The organism is Sphingobacterium sp. R2, from assembly GCF_040760075.1.
In the GTDB taxonomy this organism is placed as follows: Bacteria; Bacteroidota; Bacteroidia; order Sphingobacteriales; family Sphingobacteriaceae; genus Sphingobacterium.
On the sequence record NZ_CP142884.1, the window covers coordinates 4,581,532 to 4,598,803 of the forward strand.

General features: G+C 39.8%; 13 protein-coding genes. 8 read left to right on the forward strand and 5 right to left on the reverse strand.

Features of this window, described 5'->3' with window-relative positions; translation table 11 throughout:
* The first annotated feature begins 1 nt into the window (after position 1).
* Entirely contained in the window at positions 2-1,093 is a 1,092-nt protein-coding gene (locus tag VXM68_RS19225) for a glycosyltransferase family 4 protein (protein ID WP_367209732.1), read from the forward strand.
* Between the two features lie 287 nt (positions 1,094-1,380).
* On the opposite strand, the gene VXM68_RS19230 is transcribed toward VXM68_RS19225, so the two are convergent.
* From VXM68_RS19230 to holA, 5 genes are all read right to left on the reverse strand, one after another.
* Entirely contained in the window at positions 1,381-2,964 is a 1,584-nt protein-coding gene (locus tag VXM68_RS19230) for an MDR family MFS transporter (RefSeq protein WP_294347108.1), read from the reverse strand.
* Between the two features lie 2 nt (positions 2,965-2,966).
* Positions 2,967-4,070 (reverse strand): HlyD family secretion protein, encoded by a 1,104-nt coding sequence (locus VXM68_RS19235; RefSeq protein ID WP_209574472.1) that lies wholly within the window; start codon positions 4,068-4,070, stop codon positions 2,967-2,969.
* Positions 4,071-4,084: 14 nt separating this feature from the next.
* A complete protein-coding gene (locus VXM68_RS19240) occupies positions 4,085-5,395 on the reverse strand; it encodes a TolC family protein (RefSeq protein ID WP_312330460.1) in 1,311 nt (436 codons plus the stop codon).
* Entirely contained in the window at positions 5,385-6,002 is a 618-nt protein-coding gene (locus VXM68_RS19245) for a TetR/AcrR family transcriptional regulator (RefSeq protein ID WP_294182532.1), read from the reverse strand. The genes VXM68_RS19240 and VXM68_RS19245 overlap by 11 nt, the downstream gene beginning before the upstream one ends.
* Positions 6,003-6,207: 205 nt before the next feature.
* The gene (gene holA / locus VXM68_RS19250) at positions 6,208-7,215 is read right to left on the reverse strand and encodes a DNA polymerase III subunit delta (RefSeq protein ID WP_294347104.1); all 1,008 of its coding nucleotides are present in this window, start codon (positions 7,213-7,215) and stop codon (positions 6,208-6,210) included.
* 394 nt (positions 7,216-7,609) lie between these two features.
* Between holA and VXM68_RS19255 the strand changes: the two genes are divergently transcribed.
* The 7 genes from VXM68_RS19255 to VXM68_RS19285 all read left to right on the forward strand — a co-directional run bounded on the left by VXM68_RS19255 (position 7,610) and on the right by VXM68_RS19285 (position 17,254).
* On the forward strand, positions 7,610-8,071 hold the full coding sequence (locus VXM68_RS19255) for a type I restriction enzyme HsdR N-terminal domain-containing protein (protein WP_294182536.1): 462 nt from the start codon (positions 7,610-7,612) through the stop codon (positions 8,069-8,071).
* Between the two features lie 170 nt (positions 8,072-8,241).
* Entirely contained in the window at positions 8,242-8,943 is a 702-nt protein-coding gene (clpP, locus tag VXM68_RS19260) for an ATP-dependent Clp endopeptidase proteolytic subunit ClpP (protein ID WP_209574482.1), read from the forward strand.
* 2 nt (positions 8,944-8,945) lie between these two features.
* Positions 8,946-10,196, forward strand: a complete 1,251-nt coding sequence (gene clpX / locus VXM68_RS19265) for an ATP-dependent Clp protease ATP-binding subunit ClpX (RefSeq protein ID WP_209574484.1) — start codon at positions 8,946-8,948, stop codon at positions 10,194-10,196.
* Between the two features lie 123 nt (positions 10,197-10,319).
* On the forward strand, positions 10,320-11,153 hold the full coding sequence (locus VXM68_RS19270; protein WP_294182539.1) for an AMP nucleosidase: 834 nt from the start codon (positions 10,320-10,322) through the stop codon (positions 11,151-11,153).
* A gap of 243 nt (positions 11,154-11,396) precedes the next feature.
* Positions 11,397-12,560 (forward strand): efflux RND transporter periplasmic adaptor subunit, encoded by a 1,164-nt coding sequence (locus VXM68_RS19275; protein ID WP_294182541.1) that lies wholly within the window; start codon positions 11,397-11,399, stop codon positions 12,558-12,560.
* A 75-nt stretch (positions 12,561-12,635) separates the two neighbouring features.
* Complete coding sequence (locus VXM68_RS19280; RefSeq protein ID WP_367209733.1) at positions 12,636-15,788, forward strand: efflux RND transporter permease subunit; 3,153 nt, start codon at positions 12,636-12,638, stop codon at positions 15,786-15,788.
* Positions 15,788-17,254: an efflux transporter outer membrane subunit gene (locus tag VXM68_RS19285; protein WP_367209734.1), complete on the forward strand. Its 1,467-nt coding sequence runs from the start codon at positions 15,788-15,790 to the stop codon at positions 17,252-17,254. The genes VXM68_RS19280 and VXM68_RS19285 overlap by 1 nt, the downstream gene beginning before the upstream one ends.
* Positions 17,255-17,272 lie beyond the last annotated feature (18 nt).

The window sequence follows — 17,272 nt, forward strand, 5'->3', positions numbered from 1 at the left end:
TATGGAAAAACAAAGCTTTGAACTGATCAATACTGCGGCTCTTTACTTGAAGGTACACACCTTAGTCTTTGACAACCGGGAACCTCTTTTAGCTTTTTTCTTCCAGCTGAATCGCCGAATTCTAGCCAAAATTAACGATAACCCCGGCATCAAGCTTATTCACTTTAATGATGGCTTAATTGCGTCTTTAGCCTCTTTTCACAAAGGATATTCACATTTAAAACGAGTTGCCACGCTTCACGGACTGGATATCGTCTTTCCCTTTCGCTATTTTCAGCGTAAGATCATACCGCGGTTTAATACATTTGATCAGCTTATTGCGGTTAGCCAAGCTACCGCCGACGCCGCCCAGTTACGTGGTATCGATCCATCCAAAATTATTGTTATACCCAACGGTGTAGATCCGATACACTACTCCACTGAAAACAATGAACCAGCCTGCGAAAGCAAACCCTATTTTATCACTTTGGGACGCCCTGTTAAACGGAAGGGCTTCTCGTGGTTGATGAAACATGTCATTCCCGCTATCCAGGGTGATTTCAAATTACTGATGGTAGGTCCATTCGATCACGAACCTACATGGAAAGAACGCCTATTGCAGCTTATACCCAAAAAGATAAATCATTTAATCACCTTATTCCTCGGATTTCCGACCGATCAGCAAGAGATCCGAAAGCTACTGAAAGCATACCCCGAAAAAATTGAACATCTTGGAAAGGTTTCATTCGAACAACTGCAAGGTCTCTTGACCAACTCACAGGCGTTTTTGATGCCCAATATTGAAGTGGCCGGTGATATGGAAGGCTTTGGCCTCGTCTGTCTGGAAGCTTCCACCGCAGGCACCATCGTTATCGCCGCCGAATTAGAAGGAATTAAAAGCGCCGTTGCACACAATTACAATGGGCTTCTACTGCCAAGCGAAAACCAAAACGCATGGATCGAACAACTTCAAGCCATTTTAGCAAATCCAGTCCATTATAAAAGCCTGAGCCTACAGTTCAAACAGAATACCCTAAAACAATATAGCTGGGATATTATGGCTAGATCTTATTGCCAATCATTTGCAGACTTAGTTACAGCAGCAGATAAATAATTGACCGTAATACTGCATCAGGTTGACTGCTTCTGTCATCCACGCGGAAAAGCTCTTCAAAAGACTTTGTTTATAGAACTTGCTTGCTTGCTTGCTTGCTTGCTTGCTTGATACACCATGTCCAAACAAGAAGAAACGTCAACCCAAAGTGCTTCCCTACCAAGAAAGAATCTGCATAAAAAAAGTCCTCAAAAAGTTAAACACTTTTTGAGGACTTCTTAATTGAACGATAAATTGTTCTTCAAGGATGTTGCACTATAATAACAGCGCAGCAGACGAATCTAATACTAATGTACACTGGACATATCGATCTGTGTTTTCCCTTGTTTGATCATCAATACAAAAGGAACACAAATCAGAAAGACAACCCCGAGATACAAAAACACATCCATATAAGATAAAACGGTCGCTTGTTTCATCACACTCATGTCTAATATTTGATGCGCTTTGGCCAGCGCCTCATTAGGCGAAAAGCCTTTCGACTGAAAACTCATTTGCAATTGTTGCACCCGTTGTTGCACATCAAATTTACTTGGATCTAAATTGGCAACCAGGTCGACACGATGTTTTTGGCTATCACGGGCAATAAATGTCGTGATCAAGGCAATTCCGAACGAACCACCCAACTGACGCATCATCCCTGTAAAGGCAGCACCTTCACCAATTGATTTACCTTGCAATGTCGATAAAGAAAGCGTCATAACAGGTACGAACAACAAACCCAGTCCAACTCCGCGTAGAATCAGTGGCCAAAACATGTGCTCCGAGCCCGTGTCATTCGTCATTAAACTGTACATCCAAAAACAGAAGCCAAAAAAGATACTAAGTCCCACGGCAACCATATATTTTTGAGGAACACCATTTTGGATCATCTTTCCTATAAAAGGCATCATGATACCTGTCATGATCGAACTTGGTAATAAGAGCAAACCCGCATCGGTCGCTGTCCATCCCAAAATTGACTGCGTATAGATGGGAATAATAAAGGTCGAACCAAACAAGCCAAAACCGAGGATAAAGCTCATCACCACACCTACCTGCAAATTCTTATCCTTCAATACACGCAGGTTAACAATGGGTTTGTCATACACCAGTTCCCGCCAGATAAAGAACAATAGCCCGAAAACAGATAAGATTGATAAGCCTAATATCAAAGGGTCGTCGAACCAGTCATCCTGCTGTCCGTGCTCCAAAACGAATTGAAGAGAACCGATAAACATAATTAAAAAGATCATACCAAACCAATCCACTTCATTTGCAGATTGCTTTTGGCTATATTTAGGGCTGCGCACAAAAGATAAGGTCAACAATGTAGCAATAATCCCTAAGGGCACATTGATATAAAATATATAAGGCCAAGAGAAATTATCGATAATATATCCACCTAAAGGAGGACCTAATGTAGGACCAATAATAACCCCCATACCATAGATGGCCTGAGCCATACTACGTTTTTCTTTCGGGTAACTCTCTGTGATGATGGTTTGTGCCGTTACCAACAAGGCTCCACCGCCCATCCCTTGTATAAAACGAAATGCAACAAGCTCCCAAATATTGGTCGCGTTACCGCATAAAAATGAAGATACTGTAAAGATGATAATAGAAGCCGCGAAGTAATTTCTTCGACCAAATTGTTGGGACAACCAGCTGGTCATCGGTATCACAATTACGTTAGCGATTGCGTACGCTGTAATAACCCAAGCGACATCGGTCAATGTCGCTCCCAACGAACCTTTCATGTCGTTCAGAGCCACGTTGACGATGGTTGTATCCACGATTTCCAACAGCGCACAAAGCACTGCTGTAATCGTGATTACGACGCGTCGAAAACCATATTCAACCAGACTATCTTGTTGATTTAAATTTTCCATAGTTATTGAACATGCACATCTACGTCAGCATTCATGCCCGGTCTGAGCAAAGCCACGTTTTCTGCTTTATTGTCTTTTGTCAATTTAATTTTTACTGGCAAACGCTGCACAGTTTTCACAAAGTTACCCGTTGCATTATCTGGCGGCAATAAAGAGAATCGTGAACCAGTAGCTGGTGAAAAAGAATTTACTTCACCTTCAAATTCGATATTAGGATAAGCATCCACTTTGATTCCCACCTTTTGACCAGGCTTCATTTTTTCCAATTGCGTCTCTTTAAAGTTGGCAACGACCCAAGTTTCAATATTATCGACAATGTAGAACAAAGATTGACCTGGATTGACCATTTGACCGGGCTGAACCTTAATGTTAGACACCTGCCCATCAACCGATGCAAGTACAGCTGTATATGAAAGGTTCAATTTAGCCGCTTCAAGCTGCGCATTCGCTCTCTTTATATTTGCTTCAGCAACGGAAGTTTGCTTAGAAGCTACTGTTGTTTTACTAACGATTGCATTGCGTTGAGATGCACTTGCATTACGTTGTTGTTGCAAAATTTCAACCTGCTTATCAGCTTCTAGCTTAGCGGTTAAAGCTTGCTCATATTGTTGCTTCGTAATCGATTGGTTGTTGTATAAGTTTTGATAGCGGATATAATCATTATTCGCTTGCTTGGCACGAATACGTGCTGCTTCAATGCTTCCCAAATTCGATTGGATCGTTGCATCAGAGATAGCTACATTTGCCGAAGACGCAGACACATCCGCCTTTGAAACATCAAAACTGCTTTGAGCCGCTGCAAGTGCTGCTAAAGCTTCATCTACGCGAACCTGATAATCCTGGCTTTCAATGGTAAACAAGGTATCGCCTTTTTTAACCAAATCGTTATCCTTTACGTAGACTTTCGAAATGAATCCACCAACACGGGGAATAATCGGACTCATGTTTTTTTCTACTTGTGCGTCATCAGTCGTTTCGTGTGCTTGACCATGCAGGTATTTATAGCCACCGTAAGCCCCACCGAAAATAACGAGTGCAGCCAAAACAATGGTGAATTTTTTATTTGTACCTTTTTTCTCAGGTGCGTTTTCTATTGTATTTTCCATGTCTAGATTAATTGCTATTTAATATTTAACGACCCATTTGCCAATAGAAGGTCATAGTATTTTTCGATTGTGTTTGCTTTGCTGATCGCAAGGTTAATTTTACTTTGAAGTTGCTGTACATCTGCCGTCAACAAATCATCTGTATCTGCAATACCGTTATCATACTTATCTTTGGTAATACGATAATTTTCAACTGCCTGATCCAGCGCCTGATGATATACTACATCCTGCTTTTGTGCCAACATATAGTTCTCGTTCGCCTGCTGTACCTGAACTTTCACTTTGTCGTTTAATAGTTCAATATGTTCATCGATTTCTTTAATACGATTTTTGGCGACATTAACCTCCCTTTTGTTCTTATAAAGCGAACCTATATCATACGATACCCCCACGCCTATCATCGCTGCATTGGTTACAGTAACCACTTTTTGAAGGCCAAAAGCATTATAACCTGCCGTTGCAGAGACAGTTGGCATGGCAGCAGCTTTAGTTACTTTCAACTGATCTTCAGCAACCAGACGTTGAGATTCCATCGATTTCACATCCGAACGGGTGCTTCTCGCAGCATCAAATGATGCCTTTAAGCCCAAATCAACACCCCTCACATCCGCTAGATTAATCTGATCCAACTGTGTATCTTCGTCAATCTTCAGGAAATTAGCCAATTGATAATTCAGTACCTTGATATTTTTCTGCGCTTCCTGAAGCGATACCTGATAATTAGATAACTGCAACTCAGCTTTCAATAAGTCATTACGAGCGATCAATCCATTGTCTAACATAGCTTTAAAATCCGAAACCCGCTGCTCAGACTGTTTAATATTTTCTGCAATCAACAAATTGGTTTGCTGAGCCTTATAAAGGCTTAGATAAAGATTAATTGCGCGTATAGCCAATTGTTCCTTATTTGCTACAGCGTTGTATTCTTCGGCTCTTAATACATCTTTTGCAATATCAATGCCCCCCTTGATCCTTCCGCCGGTATAGATTGGCAGGCTTACCGATGCCTGTCCTAACCACAATTGATTCGCGGCAATATCTGGCGCAGCCCCTCCTTCACCCAATGCCAACTTTAAATTCACATTTGGAGTAGTCATCGCCATGTATTGTCCCCCCAATTTTGCGTCGGGAAGTTGCTTTGATTTGGCAGTTTCGACTTCGAGCTGCCTTCCAAATATCTTGGTATCAGCAGACTTCGCTTCCACGCTTTGATTTGCGGCCAAGTGAATTATCTCTTCCAAAGTCATATGCTTATTGTCTTGTGCCAATAAACCCATGGGACTTAGAAGTAATAAAGCACTTAAATTGGCCAACTTATTTTTCATATGTCAATAAAGCTTTAATTGTTTTCTGTATAAATTCTGTCAAAGTTGTTTCTATATAACATGCATAGTCTTTATCATTATCGATATGCAACTGATCCTGTAAAAAGCTATGGTTCATCTGGAAATTCATAAAAGTTCCCATCATCATCGAATGAATTAAGATCGGGTCATACCCCTCCTTAAATACCCCCTGTGCAACCCCATCATTGATTACGGAAGAGATCACTTCTAAATTGTGTAATTTGAGTTTCCTAAAAGCTTCAGATATAAGCATCCGTTGTTTTAGTGAACTTTCGATGGTAATAATGTGATATAGCTTTCGATGAGAGTTCATCGATTTAATTGATCGATCCACCATCGCATCAATTTTATCCAACGCATGATCAATACCTGCAAGTTCATCCACATTGATCATAAAATCAGGAACACGCCATTCAAAGAAAGTATCCAATAGCTTGTCTTTAGAACCAAAATAATAGTTGATCATCGCCACGTTGACATTCGCTTCATTGGCGATATCACGGACGGAAGTTCCATCAAACCCTTTTGTTGCAAAAAGACGTTCTGCTGCGAGGAGAATATCAATCTGTTTTTCGTTAAATTCCATTATAAAAACACCTATCTCTTTAAAGATACATTCGCATCTAAAGCAACGAAACTAAACTCGTTATTATTAAATGCGGGACAAAGTTAAACAAACGTTTAATTTAAACAAATGTTTAATTATTAAATTTGTGTAAAAAAAAGACACCTTATGGGGTGTCTTATAGCTGGGCAAGTTTGTCTGTCTGCTTCAAACTCCGTTTGGCTAGTTAATTGAGTATCCGATAGATCATCTCTTTGAGAATCTCTGCGCTATTAAAATTACTGGGAACATGAACACCTTTCGATTTTAAATCAGTCTCTTTTAAAACATTAAGCACGTCGAAAGTTTTTCTACGATTGTAATTTCTCGCCGCAAGTTCATATTCTTTTATAAAGAATGGATGTACGCCTAATTCCTTTGCGGCAGAAGTCTTATCAATAAGATAATGATATTTTAGAACTTTTGTAAAGTAAGTCGCTACTTGACCAATGATCATAACTAAAGGATTATTTTTGGGATTTGCCACAAAATAATCGACAATCTGATACGCTCTTAAGGCATTCCGTTTTGCTAATGCAGTATTTAATTCAAAAACATTAAAATCTTTGGAAATACCAATATTACGCTCGACGTCATCCATACTTACTTCCTGATTTCTGGGAACATTGAGCATAAGCTTATCCAGTTCATTGGATATTTTGGACAAGTCATTACCGAGATAATCAGCAATCAATACGCTAGCCTGGGGATGAATACGCCAACCTGCGTCTTTCATGTAGGATCCAATCCACGGGGCTACCTTATCATCATACAGTTTAGCAGCATCAATCACCAATCCTGCTTTCTCGAAGACTTTGTAAATTTTTTTACGCTTATCAAATTTGCCATGTTTATAGCAAAAAACAAGAATAGTCGTTGGTGTAAGATGCTCCAGGTACTTGGTCAACTGCTCTTCGGTATCGGACTTCCATTTTAACTCTTGCGCCTCTTTAATAATGATAACCTGATTATCGCTCATCATCGGATATCGTTTAGCCGAATTGACTATTGTAGACATATCAACATCCTTTCCATAAAAAATGGATTGGTCAAACCCCTTTTGTGCGTCGGTCAATACCGTCGCTTCAAGCGCATCAGCAATGGTATCGATAAAATAGCTTTCCTCCCCCTGCAATAGATATACAGGTTTAAAAGCTCTGCTTTTAATATCGGATAAGATCGGATGTATGTTCATATGTAAAAACTATCGATATTTTTCGTTTTCTTCGGCCTCAATAACACTTTTCGTACTGCCACACGCAAATTTGAGATCTTTCTTCGACAACTCTTAAGGATGTTGTTATGCATCTTCAAAAAATCTCCAAAATATTAAATAAAGGGTGTGCATGAGAAGCAAAATTACAATTTTAATAGCAAATCAACCTGGAACTTCCCAAAGTTATACTTTTATATCTATCTTCATTGCTTAGCTCTGCAGTAATTGACTGCTTTAAAGTCGAGAAAATGCAGCTGGCAAACTAGCGGTTGGTTTACTTCTTTGCCGTAGAAAGACAGAGTTTATAAAAAAAACAGTATATTTCAGACAGAGGCAATTTATTAGTATTACCAAAATTTTAGTACATTTGTTCATGTTTTCACCCACTCCACTGAACTTGCCTCCGTTTAAAGCGAAAATATCCAAAAAGAACAATGCGATTTACATCTTTGATGAGCTCAGGAAAAAGGATCTGGTATTAACTCCCGAAGAGTGGGTGAGACAGCATTGGATTAACTATTTGTCAATCAGTAAAAATTACCCTAAATCACTGATGAATATCGAAGGCGGATTAAAATTAAATAACCTTCAGAGAAGAAGTGATCTGTTAATATACAACAGCAATGGTCATAAAGTTGTTTTGGCGGAATTTAAGGCACCGCACATAAAAATTACCCAACAAGTATTTGAGCAAATTGCAAATTATAATACCGTTCATCGCATCCCCTACTTAGTAGTGAGCAACGGCATAAATCATTACTATTGCAAAATTAATTTCAAGACTGAATCCTACGAATTTTTAGAAGACCTCCCCAGCTATAATGAAATTGGTTAAGAAGCTATGCATGAAACATATAAAAAGGGAGCTAGTCTATAACTTAATCGCAAGACGGTGAGTCGAGCCCACAAAAAAAATGTAAAGTAGATGTAAAACATCTTTTCAATTTATTTGATTTATAAAATATAGTTTTATATTAGTCCTACAGAACAGAAAAAAATAAAAAGATGAATATAGATAAAAACGAATTCAGAAAATATGCAGTAAAGCATCACCGTATTGGAAGTCAACACGTTGATAGCTTCATCGCTCGCACAGAGACAAGCATTCCTACAAATCTTACGCCGTACATTGTTGAAGAGCGTCAATTGAACGTTGCACAGATGGATGTATTCTCACGTTTGATGATGGATCGCATCATATTTTTAGGTAGCGGTATTGATGATCAGGTTGCCAACATTATTCAGGCACAACTTTTGTTTTTACAGTCTACCGATGCGCAACGCGATATCCAGATCTACATTAATTCTCCAGGAGGGAGTGTGTATGCTGGGCTGGGGATTTATGATACCATGCAATATATCACTCCAGATGTAGCAACAATCTGTACTGGTATTGCCGCTTCAATGGGAGCTGTGCTTTTGGTTGCGGGTGCAAAAGGAAAACGTGCAGCGTTACGTCATTCACGCGTTATGATTCACCAACCTTCTGGTGGTGCTCAAGGAGTTGCAGCTGATATGGAAATCAACTTACGTGAAATGATGAAATTAAAAGAAGAATTATACACCATTATTTCAGATCATTCTGGACAAACTTACGAATGGGTAGAAAAATCCTCTGATCGTGATTACTGGATGAAAGCCAATGAGGCGAAAGAATTCGGTATGATTGACGAGATTTTACTTCCTAAGAAGGAGAATATTAAATAACAATGGCAAAGAATAACGACAGAGACATTCATTGTTCGTTTTGTGGGATAAGCAAAAATGAAGCTCAGATGCTCATTGCAGGTAACGGTGCACATATCTGTGATAGATGCATCCAGCAAGCAGGCGAAATCTTAGCAGAAGAATTAAAACAACGAAAAAGCAAAACATTACAGACGGCATTAAAGTTGATCCGCCCTTTTGAAATCAAAACTCACTTGGATCAATATGTGATCGGTCAGGATGATGCAAAAAAAGTAATTTCGGTAGCAGTTTATAATCACTATAAACGTTTAAATCAAAAAGTGGATAAAGACGAAATTGAGATCGAAAAATCGAATCTAATTATCGTCGGAGAAACAGGTACGGGTAAAACATTGTTAGCAAAGACAGTTGCCAAGATATTAAACGTACCATTTTGTATTGTAGATGCAACAGTGCTGACAGAGGCAGGTTATGTTGGCGAAGATGTAGAAAGTATTTTAACACGCTTACTTCAAGCCGCAGATTATGATGTAGCATCGGCGGAGCGGGGAATCATCTATATTGATGAAATAGATAAAATTGCGCGTAAAAGCGATAATCCTTCGATTACCAGGGATGTATCAGGTGAAGGTGTTCAACAGGCTTTGTTGAAAATTCTTGAAGGTACAGTGGTTAACGTTCCACCTCAGGGGGGTCGTAAGCATCCTGATCAAAAAATGATCGCTGTAAACACTAGTAATATACTCTTTATCTGTGGCGGTGCATTTGATGGTATCCAAAAGAAAATTGCTAACCGCTTACGTACACAGACTGTAGGTTATAAAATGAATGAAGACGAAGAGGAAATTGATTTGAATAACTTATATAAATATATTACTCCTCAAGACTTAAAGAATTTTGGTTTGATTCCAGAGCTTATAGGGCGTCTACCGGTATTGACTTATCTGAATCCGTTGGATAAAGAGACTTTATTAAGCATTTTGACTGAACCCAAAAATGCATTGGTAAAACAGTATAAGAAGTTATTCGAATATGAAGGTATCGAACTAAAATTTGATCCTGATGTTTATACCTTTATTGTCGATAAAGCGGATGAATTCAAACTCGGAGCTAGGGGTTTACGCAGTATCTGTGAAGCCATTATGCTGGATGCGATGTTTGAGATTCCATCAACAAAAGAGCAAACGGGACAGAAGGCTTTGGAAATCACCCTGGACTACGCGAAGAAAAAATTCGAGAAGTCCGATTTGAAAAAGCTTAAAGTCGCTTAAAAAAATCCCGTTCAGCTGAACGGGATTTTTTTTTAAAAAGAATTAAAAATCTTATATTACAATAATAACATACGCATAATGGAATGTTTATAGTAATATAAGAGATTCGAAAAACTAAATATAATGACTATGACAAAAAAGGAAAGTGGCAAAAGTACCGTAAATAGTCCGATAACACCAGGTTTAAAAAGTAAAGAAGAAATTGTAAACAATTGGCTTCCAAGATATACAGGAAGACCTTTAGAAGAGTTTGGAGAATACATCCTTTTGACAAATTTTTCAAAATATATACAACTGTTTTCCGAAATGCATGATAATGCGCCCATATACGGCGAAGATAAGCCGATGCAGTCGGTCACCGCTGGCGGAATCACCATCATCAACTTCGGTATGGGAAGCCCTATGGCCGCAACCATTATGGATCTATTATCAGCCATTGCGCCAAAAGCAGTACTATTCCTAGGCAAAACCGGTGGTATCAAGAAAAAGATTCCCGTGGGTGAATTGATTTTACCCATTGCTGCTATCCGAGGCGAAGGAACATCGAATGATTATTTTCCGCCCGAAGTCCCCTCCCTGCCCGCCTTCGCTATGCAAAAGGCTATATCAACTACGATAAGGGATCACCAACGGGATTACTGGACAGGAACGGTGTACACTACCAATAGACGAGTTTGGGAACATGATAAGGCCTTTAAAAAATATTTGAAATCAATCCGTGCGATGTGCGTTGATATGGAAACAGCAACGATATTTAGTGTCGGCTTTGCCAACAAAATTCCTACCGGTGCTTTACTACTTGTTTCGGATCAACCAATGGTTCCAGAAGGAGTTAAAACATCTGTCAGTGACGTGACTGTTACGGCTAAATATGTAGAGGCCCATATTAGCATAGGAATTGATGCCTTAAAACAACTTATTAATAACGGGCTGACCGTAAAGCACCTAAAATTTTAAATATTTATTTTAATAACATCATATTTTCCTCCGGGGGAAAATATGATGTATCCCTTCCCCTAAAAAATTCATTATCAAACAGGTGAAACTATTAATCATTAATATTGATTAATAATTCAAGGATTACTAACTCCAATTGGAGATGTTAACAAATGTTAATCTTCACAATAATTAAACTATTTGACGTTTATATTGTAATATTCATATTACACACACATATATCGTAAAAATTAATCAATCATTGTGAAGAAAAAAACATTATCTATTTTCAACGTATCTCTATTGATTTGTTCAGCCTTAGCCACTCAGGTAAGTTGTTCTTCAAGTTCTTCAAAAGAAAATAAAAGCAAAGAAAAAAAAGTCGCCTTACCGGTTTATACTGTAAAGAAATCAGATGCTATTACCATCAAGGATTATTTGGGAACAATCGAAGGTAAGGTTAATGTAGAAGTTCGCCCCCAGGTCGAGGGATTACTTCAGGAAATTTATGTTGATGAAGGTTCTTTTGTACAAAAAGGCCAAAAGCTATTTAAAGTTGATCCTTCCACCTATCAGGAAAACCTCAATAATATGGTTGCTACAGCACAGGTCGCTAAAGCCAAACTTAAAAATGCACAACTTGAAGTAGACCGATTGAAACCGCTTGTTCAAAATGATGTTATTTCGGAAGTCAGACTTTCCTCTGCCAAGTCAGATTATCAAGTTGCCAAGGCAACACTCGACCAAGCTATCGCGGCCGTACGCTCGGCGCAGATCAGTAAAGATTTTACCGTTATCACGGCGCCGGTAAGCGGTTACATTGGCCGGATTCCAAAGCGTATCGGGAATTTGGTATCAAAGGGTGATAAAGAACCCCTCACCTATCTTTCCGACATTCAGGAAGTGTATGTTTATTTTTCCATGAATGAATCTGATTTTCTGTATTTTTCAAAAGCACAGGCAAAAAAAGATAGCTTGGAAGGTAAGAAATACAACCAGAATAAAAAACTTGTATTTCCTGAGGTGACTTTAGTTCTCGCCGACGGTGAAGAATATGCGAAAAAGGGTATAGTTGATGCGGTCAATGGCCAAATCAACCGTACCACGGGAGCAATCTCCCTACGGGCTACCTTTCAAAATGATGATAACATTCTCCGATCTGGAAGTAGCGGCACACTTAAAATCGCTGAGATTAAGAAAGGTGTACTTCAAATCCCTCAGATTGCTGTAAACGAATTGCAAGATAAAACCTTTGTTTATATATTGGACCAAAACAATAAAGCACAGAAACGAAATATCCAGCTTACGGGCAAAAGTAAAAACAATTATATCGTCTATTCAGGTTTAAAGGAAAACGATCGTGTTATTACCAGCGGCTTTGATAAATTGACTGATGGATCACCGGTAACCCCAATTTTACAGAAATAATTATTGATCATTTTTGCATGCTACAGTGCCAGTGATACTGAGCACTGAAAGTTGCATGTTTAAAATTCTATATATATGCTTAAAACATTTATAAATAGACCCGTATTGGCCACGGTGGTTTCCATTATATTGGTTATTTTAGGTCTAGTAGGCCTAAAATTGCTGCCTGTTTCGCGCTTTCCAGAAATCGCCCCACCCAGTGTACTTGTTTCACTTAGTTATCCTGGAGCAAATGCTGAAACAGTGGCAAAAAGTGTTTTATTACCTATCGAAGAAGCCATTAATGGTGTAGAGGATATGACTTACATCAAATCCTCTGCTTCCAACTCAGGGTCTGGGAGTGTTTCTGTATATTTCAAAACAGGGACCAATCCAGACATTGCGTCAGTTAACGTACAGACTCGGATTTCCAAAGCCATTAGCGCGATTCCCGCGGAAGTAAATGAAGCAGGTATCACGGTCATGCCACGTCAAACCGGTGTCATCATGACCATCAACTTATACTCTGATCATCAAGATAGCGCCTATGACGAAACTTTTCTACAGGCATTTGCACAGATTAACCTGATGCGGCCTTTACTGCGCGTAGACGGAGTAGCTCAAGTGTCCCGCCTAGGGGCTAGGGATTACGCCATGAGACTTTGGTTAAATCCTGAAAAGCTCGCCCTTTACAACTTGGTTCCACAGGATGTCACTGACGCAATAAAAGATCAGAATTTTGAGATCGCTCCTGGTAAATTTGGAGAGACCTCAGACGAAGCCTTTGAGACTGTGATCCGTCATAAAGGGCGCTTCACAACGCCGGAGGAATTCCAAAATATTGTGATCAAGACCAATGAAGATGGATCAGTACTCTATCTAAAAGATGTCGCAAGAATAGAATTCGGAGCGACAAATCTAAGTAGCGATAATAAGGTAAATGGGCATCCGGGCCTAACCCTCAATCTAACACAGACTAGTGGCTCTAACGCTCATGATATCGATATAGCCGTCAGAAAAGTACTCGAAGAACAATCAAAAACATTTCCAAAAGGCATACACTACGAAGTGACATACTCGGTAAGGGATCAGATCGACGAATCGATCAACCAAGTCGAACACACACTTTTTGAAGCCTTTATTCTCGTATTTGTTATTGTATTTATTTTTTTACAAGATTTTAGATCTACCTTGATTCCAGCTATTGCAATCCCGGTATCCCTGATAGGAACGTTCTTTTTTCTGCAACTTTTTGGATTTTCACTGAATGTCCTAACCATGTTTGCCTTGGTATTAGCCATTGGAATTGTGGTGGATGATGCGATCGTTGTCGTTGAGGCGATTCACGAAAAGATGCACAGCACAGGATTGAAAGCCCGAGCTGCGACATTATCGACAATGTCCGAAATTACAGGCGCCATTCTGTCAATAACTATGGTCATGGCCGCCGTATTTTTGCCCGTTGGATTTATGGAAGGGCCGGCTGGAATATTTTATCGACAGTTTGCGTACACGCTGGCAACGGCAATTCTGATTTCAGCGCTCAATGCATTGACTCTAAGCCCTGCGCTATGTGCACTCCTGCTTAAAACGCCACAACATAACAACGATCAAAAAACCGGCAGGATAAATCAGTTTAAAAACCGGTTCTTTAAGGCGTTTAATACGTCTTTTGATAGAATTACTTTGCGGTATGTTGCCGTGGTAACAGTCCTCATCAAGAACAAAAAAATAGCTTGGACAGGTTTAATTTTGATTACTGCACTTGGCGCATTTTTTATGATCAACACCCCTAAAAGTTTCATTCCGACCGAAGACGATGGTTTTATCACGTACAATATAGCCCTCCCCCCTGGTGCCTCTTTGAGCCGGACGACAGAGGTACTTCACCGTGCCGATAGTATTCTAAAGAAAAGGGAGGATATCAATGGAATGACGACAGTTTCAGGTTTTAATGCCCTAGATGGCAGTTCAAGTCCGGCATTTGCTGCTGGTTACATTACCCTAAAACCGCACGCCAAGCGTGAGCATATCCAGAATATCAATGCCTTTATGGATACCATCAGAAAAGATCTATCCCAGATTAATGAAGCCACGTTTACAGTATTCCCTCGCCCTACTGTGCAGGGTTTTGGGGACTTTGCCGGCATTGAAATGATTCTTCAGGATCGTATGGGTGGCGATATCAGAGACTTTAACACTATTGCCGACACATTTATCAACCAATTAAATACCTTACCAGAGATACGAAGCGCCTACACAAGCTTCAAATCAAACTTCCCGCAATACGAAGTTAATATTGATGCTGTGAAAGCAAAATCGTTGGGCGTCGATATCAAAGATCTCATGTCCACCATCAGATCTTACTTTGCCCGTGTACAAGCGAGTGATTTTAATCGATTTGGCCGCCAATATCGCGTTTATGTTCAATCCGATTTCGATTTTCGTAAAGATCCCGAATCTTTCAATTCAATTTTTGTAAGGAACAGCAAAGGTGAAATGGTTCCTATAAATACCCTCCTGACGTTAGAAAAGACGGTGGGACCCGAAACCATAACCCGTTATAATCTGTACAATGCTATCGCTGTAAATATTACCACAGCCGACGGTTACAGTACAGATGATGCTATGCAGGCTATCCAAAAAATGGCCGATAGCAATCTTCCTGGGAATTATGGATTTGAATGGACAGGCATGAGCTACGAAGAGAGCCAATCTGGCTCACAGACCGTGCTGATTTTTGCACTTAGTATTCTTTTTGTATACTTCCTGCTTTCGGCTCAATATGAAAGCTATATCCTTCCTTGGGCAGTACTATTGTCGATACCAGTGGGACTTATCGGCGTTTTCGCTGTCATCAACTTGGTGGGACTTCAAAACAATATTTATGTTCAGGTAGGGCTCATCATGCTGATTGGTCTTTTGGCCAAAAACGCAATTTTGATCGTAGAATTCGCAGTCCAGGAACGCAAAAATGGTAAGAGTATCGTCGAAGCGGCCATCAATGGGTCCAAACTTAGATTAAGGCCTATCTTGATGACCAGTTTGGCATTTGTTGCCGGTCTAGTACCACTAATGTGGACGGTAGGGCCATCAGCCATCGGCAATCACTCAATCAGTTTCAGCGCCGCCGGCGGTATGCTCTTTGGCGTAGCATTTGGTATCTTCATCATCCCGGTATTATTTGTTGTATTTAAAAGCCTGGATGAAAAACTACATGATAAACTAGCTAAACAAGAGGAAGAATAATGAAAAACATAAGAAAATACATTTCTGGAATCGGTATAATCATAGGCCTATTAGGAATGATGAACGCCTGTAAAGTAGGAAAAGATTATGTGCAGCCCAAAGTAAAACTTCCTGAAAATTTTCGTGGCGATACACTAGACCTCTTCGGAGACACTTCAAGTATGGGACTAATTTATTGGAAATCTTTCTTCCACGATCCGACGTTGAAGTTATTAATTGATTCTGCGTTGTCAAACAATTTTGAGATGAGGACCGCCCTGCTTAACCTGCAGATTTCAAACCGGCTATTAGCACAAAATAGGGCAAATTACCTACCAAGTATACATGCAACTATCGCCAATGGAAACCGGACTTGGCGGTCGCAGAATTTTGGCAGCGGCCCACTGACCAAATACTATGACCAAAAAGGTGAAAAAGCACCTCAAAATATGTTCGTCTATCAGTCAATGTTTGGCTCAGACATTAACTTTAATTGGGAAATAGATATCTGGAAGAAGATAGGAAGCAAACAAGAGCAGCTATTGGCCGAATATTTGGATACGGAGGAAGCAAAAAACGCTGTACAAACCTCCATTATAACTTCGGTAGCAAAAGGCTATTTCAATCTTCTGATGCTTGATGCTAAAATAGAAGTCGCTAAGCGTAACGTGCAATTAAATGATAGTACGCTCCACATGATCAGGTTACAATATGAAGCTGGTGAAATCACCGCTTTGGCGATCCAACAGACACAATCTCAACGCCTATTGGCTGCATCCCTTGTGCCTGAACTGGAAAAAGAAATTGTCATTCAGGAAAATGCCCTTCAGACGCTCACCGGAAAATTACCAGACAGTATCAATAGAGGTACTTCTTACGAACATCTCTTCGCCGAGAGCAAAAACATCTCCCTCGGTTCTCCATTAGAGATTCTTCGCAATAGACCTGACATTCGATCATCTGAGCTCCAATTGATGGCTGCCAATGCGAACGTTAATATCCAACAAGCCATGCGTTATCCATCCTTAACTATTGGTGGCGTATTAGGCGTTAATAGCATGCTTCCAAAAAATTGGTTCCATATCCCTGGAGCATTACTCGGCGGAATAACTGGAAATTTGACCACACCTATTTTCAAAAACAGAACATTAAAAACACAATACGAAGTAGCCAAATTGGAACGAGATAAGGCCGAAATTCAGTTTCAGCAAAAGGTTGTGGAGGCAGTAGCCGAAGTCTCTAACGCAGTTGTTACAGTAGACAAACAACGTGAACAGTTATCTCTGGCAAAAGAAAGAGTGGATAATGCGCAACTTGCGGTCAAAAATGCGAACCTACTCTTTAAAAGCGGATATGCTACTTACCTAGAGGTGATTACAGCGCAAAGCAATGCATTAAACAGTGACCTCGATCTTGTGGAGTTAAGACAGCAGCATTTGGATGCATTTGTAGATCTTTACCGCGCGCTTGGCGGAGGTTGGAGATAAAGATTTAAAACTTTACCT

Excerpts from the sequence above, each read along its gene's own strand:
- VXM68_RS19225 (WP_367209732.1), top strand. The coding sequence starts at position 2 with ATGGAAAAACAAAGCTTTGAACTGATCAATACTGCGGCTCTTTACTTG.
- VXM68_RS19230 (WP_294347108.1), bottom strand. The coding sequence starts at position 2,964 with ATGGAAAATTTAAATCAACAAGATAGTCTGGTTGAATATGGTTTTCGA.
- VXM68_RS19235 (WP_209574472.1), bottom strand. The coding sequence starts at position 4,070 with ATGGAAAATACAATAGAAAACGCACCTGAGAAAAAAGGTACAAATAAA.
- VXM68_RS19240 (WP_312330460.1), bottom strand. The coding sequence starts at position 5,395 with ATGAAAAATAAGTTGGCCAATTTAAGTGCTTTATTACTTCTAAGTCCC.
- VXM68_RS19245 (WP_294182532.1), bottom strand. The coding sequence starts at position 6,002 with ATGGAATTTAACGAAAAACAGATTGATATTCTCCTCGCAGCAGAACGT.
- holA (WP_294347104.1), bottom strand. The coding sequence starts at position 7,215 with ATGAACATACATCCGATCTTATCCGATATTAAAAGCAGAGCTTTTAAA.
- VXM68_RS19255 (WP_294182536.1), top strand. The coding sequence starts at position 7,610 with ATGTTTTCACCCACTCCACTGAACTTGCCTCCGTTTAAAGCGAAAATA.
- clpP (WP_209574482.1), top strand. The coding sequence starts at position 8,242 with ATGAATATAGATAAAAACGAATTCAGAAAATATGCAGTAAAGCATCAC.
- clpX (WP_209574484.1), top strand. The coding sequence starts at position 8,946 with ATGGCAAAGAATAACGACAGAGACATTCATTGTTCGTTTTGTGGGATA.
- VXM68_RS19270 (WP_294182539.1), top strand. The coding sequence starts at position 10,320 with ATGACTATGACAAAAAAGGAAAGTGGCAAAAGTACCGTAAATAGTCCG.
- VXM68_RS19280 (WP_367209733.1), top strand. The coding sequence starts at position 12,636 with ATGCTTAAAACATTTATAAATAGACCCGTATTGGCCACGGTGGTTTCC.
- VXM68_RS19285 (WP_367209734.1), top strand. The coding sequence starts at position 15,788 with ATGAAAAACATAAGAAAATACATTTCTGGAATCGGTATAATCATAGGC.